4 protein-coding genes and 1 tRNA gene are annotated in these 5,809 nt (G+C 70.4%); 4 read left to right on the forward strand and 1 reads right to left on the reverse strand.

Going from position 1 to position 5,809, the window contains the following annotated elements:
* Positions 1-278: 278 nt before the first annotated feature.
* Positions 279-354: transfer RNA gene (locus D7Y13_RS37315), tRNA-Ala, on the reverse strand.
* A 202-nt stretch (positions 355-556) separates the two neighbouring features.
* On the opposite strand from D7Y13_RS37315, the gene D7Y13_RS37320 reads away from it, so the two are divergent.
* The 4 genes from D7Y13_RS37320 to D7Y13_RS37335 form a co-directional block, all read left to right on the forward strand.
* Entirely contained in the window at positions 557-2,911 is a 2,355-nt protein-coding gene (locus D7Y13_RS37320) for a tetratricopeptide repeat protein (RefSeq protein ID WP_120585980.1), read from the forward strand.
* A gap of 222 nt (positions 2,912-3,133) precedes the next feature.
* On the forward strand, positions 3,134-4,018 hold the full coding sequence (gene cyoE, locus D7Y13_RS37325) for a heme o synthase (RefSeq protein WP_120538002.1): 885 nt from the start codon (positions 3,134-3,136) through the stop codon (positions 4,016-4,018).
* 40 nt (positions 4,019-4,058) lie between these two features.
* Positions 4,059-5,048, forward strand: a complete 990-nt coding sequence (locus tag D7Y13_RS37330; RefSeq protein WP_120585981.1) for an ABC transporter ATP-binding protein — start codon at positions 4,059-4,061, stop codon at positions 5,046-5,048.
* The coding region (locus D7Y13_RS37335) for an ABC transporter permease (protein ID WP_120630963.1) at positions 5,045-5,809 on the forward strand (765 nt) is incomplete at its 3' end. The genes D7Y13_RS37330 and D7Y13_RS37335, both read left to right, overlap by 4 nt.

Consider the following 5,809-nt stretch of genomic DNA (forward strand, 5'->3'; position numbering starts at 1 on the left):
GCGGGGGGGCCACGTCTCCGGCCGGAAGCTCCTTGAGCTGACCGGCATCGTAGGCGCGGCTGGTCGGCAACACGGCCTGCGCGAACTCGCGGGACACGAGGCAGCGCCAGAAGCACAGCCAGGCGAGCCAGAAGCGGGCGAAGAACGACAGGGAGGCGGACGGGTCGGTCATCGGCCCCGGATAACAAAGCCCGAAGCCTTTGCAATTCGGCAACGACCGGAAGTGCCTGAAATGCAAAGGGCCTCACGGTTTCCCGTGAGGCCCTTTGTTTTCTTCATGGTGGAGGCGGACGGGATCGAACCGACGACCTTCGCATTGCGAACGCGACGCTCTCCCAACTGAGCTACGCCCCCAAAACGGACCACGACTGCCTGCCCTGCGCCCCGGCGGTGTTGGGACCGGCGAGGTGATGGGGCTAGTACCGAAGCCTGACCTTGCTGTCAAGCAGCTCGTTTTCACCAGCAACCCTGCGATTGACGTGCCGCGCAGCGGATGCCATAAAAACCGCTCTTCAGTACCGCATCCTTCCCGGTCCTCCGGGCTTCCATCTGGTTCATGTCCACCTCCCCTTCAAAGACGTTGAGCCCCACCGAGCTCGCGAAGCTTGAGCATTCGTTCGCTTCCGATCCCTCGTCGGATGCGTACAAGCCCCTGGCGGAGGCGTACCTCGACCTGGGGCGCTTCATGGAGGCCATGGTCGTCTGCAAGAAGGGCGTGAAGGCCCATCCGACAGCGGCCGATCCACGCCTCCTCCTGGCCCGTGTCTACGCGGCGCAGAACAAGGACAAGAAGGCCCTGGAAGAAGTCCAGGGGGCCCTCCAGGTCCAGCCCGAGGACAAGGCCGCCCTGCGCATGGCGGGCGTGCTTCAGATCAAGGGTGGCGAGTCGGAGACCGGCCGCGCCAACCTGCTCAAGGCCTACCAGGCGGATCCCGGTGACCCGGAGACCGTCACGCTCCTCCAGCAGTACAAGGTGGAGATTCCGCGCCCGGTCGCGCCCACGCCGGTGCTCGCGCCCGTGGCCACGCCGCCGCCCGCCGCCGTGGAGGCGCCCGCCGCCGCGACCCTTCCGGTGGCGAGCCCGCCGGTGGCCAGCACGCCCGTGGGCCGCGTCAGCGCGCCTTCTCAGCCGCAGGCCCGCACCGGCCCGTCCGGCGCCTCCCGTCCGGCGGAGGCCGGCACGCGTCCGCCCTCCCAGCGCCGCCCGCAGATCGTGGTGGAAGAGGTGGAGGACGACGAGGACGAGCCTTCGTCGCGCCGCAAGCCCGCCGCCGGTGGCAACCGCAGCAAGATGCTGTCGCTGGTGCTGCTGCTGCTCATCCCGTTGTTCGCGGGTGGCTACGGCTGGTACTCGGCGCAGGCGAAGAAGCGCGGCCGGGAGCTGAAGAAGAACCTGGACGTCGCCACCGAGCAGCTCAAGCACGACTCGTTCGTCAGCTACAAGAAGGCGTGCGAGGCGGCGGACCTGGCGCTGGAGGTGGATCCGGATTCCACCGCGGCCCACGGCTACCTCGCGTACGCGTACGCCATCCGCTGGGGTGAGCACGGCGGCGGCGACGACGCCCGTCGGCAGGCGGAGGAGCACCTGGCGGCGGCGCAGAAGACCCAGGAGCTCTCCAGCCACCTCATCGCGGCGCAGGCCCTGGTGAAGACCTACAGCGGCAAGGGCAAGGAAGCCCTCACCGAGCTGGATGCGCAGGTCAAGGACCTCAACGACAAGAACAAGGCCTCCTCGCTCCTGTACCTCACGCTGGGCCTCATCCAGATGAACGCCGGAGACCTGGAGCGCTCGCGCGACAGCCTGGAGCGCGCGCAGACGCTGGCTCCGGATGATCCGCGCGTCTACGCGGGCCTGGGCGCGGTGTACCGCCGGCTGGGCCAGGACAACACCGCCTGGAAGAACTACGACTTCGCGCTGCGCTACGAGAAGGACCACCCGGAGTCGCTGCTGGGCCGGTCGCTCTTGATGCTGGAGCAGGACGAGCCCAACTACGGGCTGGTCAACCAGATGATCAAGAAGCTGCTGGAGGTGGATCCGCCTCCCAGCCCGCGTCAGCTGGCCGCCGCGCAGCTCGCGCGCTCGCTGCTCATCGCCCGCGTGTCGCTGGCCATGCCCACCCTCAAGCCGGACGTGCAGCAGAAGCTGGCGGAGGCGACGGGCGTGCCGGTGGATGCCGCCAAGGCGAAGGCGGAGGTCCTCAAGGCGGAGGAGACCGGCTTCGCGCTCGACAAGCAGAACCCGGAGCTGAACCTCATCAAGGGCCGGCGCCTGCTGGCCGAGGGCAACTTCGACGCGGCCGCGGAGGAGATCCGCAAGGCCATCAAGGTGGACGCCAGCCGCGCCCAGTTCCACGTCGAGCTGGCCAAGGCGCTCATGGGCAAGCCGGGCGGCGAGAAGGAAGCCTCCGAGGCGCTGACGACCGCGCTCAAGACGATGGGCGACAGCCCCAAGCTGGTGGTGATGCTGGGCAACGCCTACCGCCGCCAGAACAAGCTGGATGACGCGCTCGCGCAGTACCAGCGCGCGGTGAAGGACCCGAAGGCGAAGAACCCCGAGGCCCGCCTCGCCATGGGCGGCATCTACCGGGAGCGCTCGGAGTGGGACAAGGCCAAGGAGCAGTTGGAGAAGGCCAGCCAGGAGTTCTTCGGTCAGCCGGACCGTGTCGCCATGGCCCTCACCGAGCTGGGCCGCGTCTACCAGGGCCAGGGCAACGCGGCCAAGGCCGACGAGTCCTTCCAGCGCGCGCTCACCTCCGACGAGGGCTACTCGCCGGTGTACTACTTCTACGCCGCGCTGCTCGCCAAGGACCCCAAGCAGACGGCCAAGGTCCGCACGCTGGCGCAGGAGTACGTGAAGCGCGAGCCCAAGGGCGAGTACCTCACCGACGCGCAGCGGCTCGCGGGCAATTGACTGGGCATGTAAGCCGCCCCCGGTAGCGCCCGCTGTCCCCCGCGCCGCGAATCCCCAAAGGGGTTCGCGGCGCTTCGTTTTTGAAGGGGGGCGACAAGGCAGGCTGATGTGGTGGGGAGGCTCCGCCTTGCCACCCCTGCCGGGTGACGGTATGGGAGGGGCCACCCACGTCCCCTCGGCCGGAAGCGAACACTCGGTCCGGGGCCACCTGTTGGAGTCTGCGTGAGCGCGCGTGCCCTGCCCCAGTCGTCCACCGCGTCCGACCTGATCTCCCTCACCAAGCCGAGCCTGTCCTCCCTGGTGCTCATCACGGCCGCGGGCGGCATGTTCCTGGCGCCGGGCCCCCTGGGCCCCGTGCGGGCCCTGGTGACGCTGCTGGCGACGGCGGGCACGGTGGGCGCGGCGAACGCGTTCAACTGCTACATGGAGCGCCACAGCGACCAGTTCATGGCGCGCACGCGCAACCGGCCGCTGCCCGCCGGGCGCATGGATCCCTCCACGGCGCTGTGGTTCGGCCTGTCGCTGGCGGTGGTGTCGCTGCCGGCGCTGGTGCTGGGCGCGAACCTGCTCACCGGCGTGCTGGGGCTCATCGCGCTGCTGAGCTACGTGCTGGCCTACACGCCGCTCAAGGCGCGCACGTCCGCGGCGATGCTGGTGGGCGCCGTCCCGGGCGCGCTGCCTCCGCTGATGGGCTGGACGGCGGTGACGGGCACGGTGGACGCGGGCGGCTTCGCGCTGTTCGCCATCATGTTCCTCTGGCAGATGCCGCACTTCATCGCCATCGCGCTGTTCCGCAAGGAGGAGTACGCGGCGGCGGGCCTCAAGTCGGTGCCCATCGAGCGGGGCGACGAGTCCAGCCGCGCGCAGGTGGTGCTCTACCTGGTGGCGCTGGTGCCGATGACGCTCCTGCCCTTCCAGCTGCACATCGCCGGCACGTGGTACCTGGCGGCGGCGGTGGTGCTGGGCCTGAGCTTCCTCGGGATGGGAGCGTGGGGCTTCTTCAAGCACCTGGGGAAGCCCTGGGCGCGCCAGACGTTCTTGTTCTCGCTCGTGTATCTCACCGGCCTGTTCGCCGCGATGACGCTGGACCGCGTCCCGCACGGCTAGCGGGCCCGCGCGGCGGTTGTGTCGCGCGAGGACGCCCTTCATGCCCGACACCTCGGTTGCCACCCCGCCCCCGCCGCTGCTGCGCATCGAGGGGCTCACGCGTCGCTTCGGTGGGCGCACCGCCGTGGACGGCCTGTCGCTGTCCGTGCAGCCGGGAGAGATCCTGGGCCTGCTGGGGCCGAACGGCGCCGGCAAGTCCACCACCTTCCAGTTGCTCGCGGGCCTGCTCGCCCCGGACGCGGGGCAGGTGCACTTCGCCGGCCGCGTGCTCTGCCTGAGCGACCCCGCGCTGCGCCGCCAGATGGGCGTCATCTTCCAGAAGGGCAGCCTGGACGACCTGCTGACGGCCCGGGAGAACCTGCTGCTGGGGGCTCGGCTGTACGGCCTCTCCGGCGCGGACGCGAAGGCGCGCGTGGAGACGATGCTGTCGCTCATCGGCCTGTTGGACCGGGGCGACGAGCGGGTGGGCACCTGGTCGGGCGGCATGCGCCGGCGGCTGGAGCTGGCGCGGGCGCTGGTGCACCAACCGCGCGTGGTGCTGATGGACGAACCCACGCAAGGGTTGGACGAGGCGGCCTTCCGCACGTTCTGGACGCACCTCAAGCGGCTGCGCGACGCGCAGGGCGTCACGGTGCTGCTCACCACGCACCGCGCGGATGAAGCGGAAGGGTGCGACCGGCTGGCGGTGCTGGATGCCGGGAAGCTGGTGGCGTGTGACACGCCCCGGGCGCTGGCCTCGCGCATGGGCGGCGACATCCTCACGCTGGAGGGGCCGGAGCCGGAGGCCCTGGCCGCGCAGGTGACGCAGAAGCTGGGGTTGGAGGCGAAGGTGGTGGAGGGGCGCGTGCAGGTGGAGGCCGCGCAAGGACATGCGCTGGTGCCGCGACTGGTGGAGGCCTTCCCTCCGGGGCGGTTTGACTCCGTGTCGCTGCGCCGGCCCACGCTGGCGGACGTGTTCCTCCAGCTCACCGGGAAGGCGTTGGGGGCGGATGCGCCCGCGCCCGTGCCCGCGCCGAGGAAACGCCGATGAGCGCCGACATCCCCGTGCCTGTTCCTTCGTCCGTGGCCGCGCCGGCCGCGCCTGTCTCACGCCGTGAGCCGGGGACGCTCGCGCTGCAGTGGGCCACGGTGCGGGTGCTGCTCGCGCGCGACGTGGTGCGCTTCTTCCGTCAGCCCAGCCGGGTGATTGGCGCGCTGGCGCAGCCCATCCTGTTCTGGTTCGTCATCGGTTCGGGGTTCGCGGGCTCGTTCCGGGTGGAGGGCGCGCAGGGGCTGGGCTACCAGCAGTTCTTCTTCCCGGGCGTCGTCACGATGGTGGTGCTCTTCAGCGCCATCTTCGCGACCATCACCGTCATCGAGGACCGCAAGGAGGGCTTCCTCCAGGCGGTGCTGGCGGGGCCGGGGTCGCGGCTGGCGGTGGTGCTGGGCAAGGCGCTGGGGTCGTCCACCATCGCGCTGATGCAGGCGTCGATGTTCCTCCTGTTCGCGCCGCTGGCGGGCGTGGACGTGGGGGCGGTGGACTACCCGCTGCTGGCCGCGGTGATGGTGTTGTCGGCGCTGGCGCTGACCGGGATGGGGATGGCGCTGGCGTGGTGGGTGCGCTCCAGCGCGGGCTACCACGCGGTGATGAGCCTGGTGATGCTGCCCATGTGGGTGCTGTCCGGCGCGATGTTCCCGGTGAAGGGCGCGGGGCCGGTGCTGTCGTGGGTGATGCTGCTCAACCCGATGCGCTTCTCGGTGGAGGGCGTGCGCCGCGCGCTGTACGGGGCGCAGGCGTCGCTGGCGGTGGGC

The organism is Corallococcus praedator (assembly GCF_003612125.1).
Lineage (GTDB): Bacteria > Myxococcota > Myxococcia > Myxococcales > Myxococcaceae > Corallococcus > Corallococcus praedator.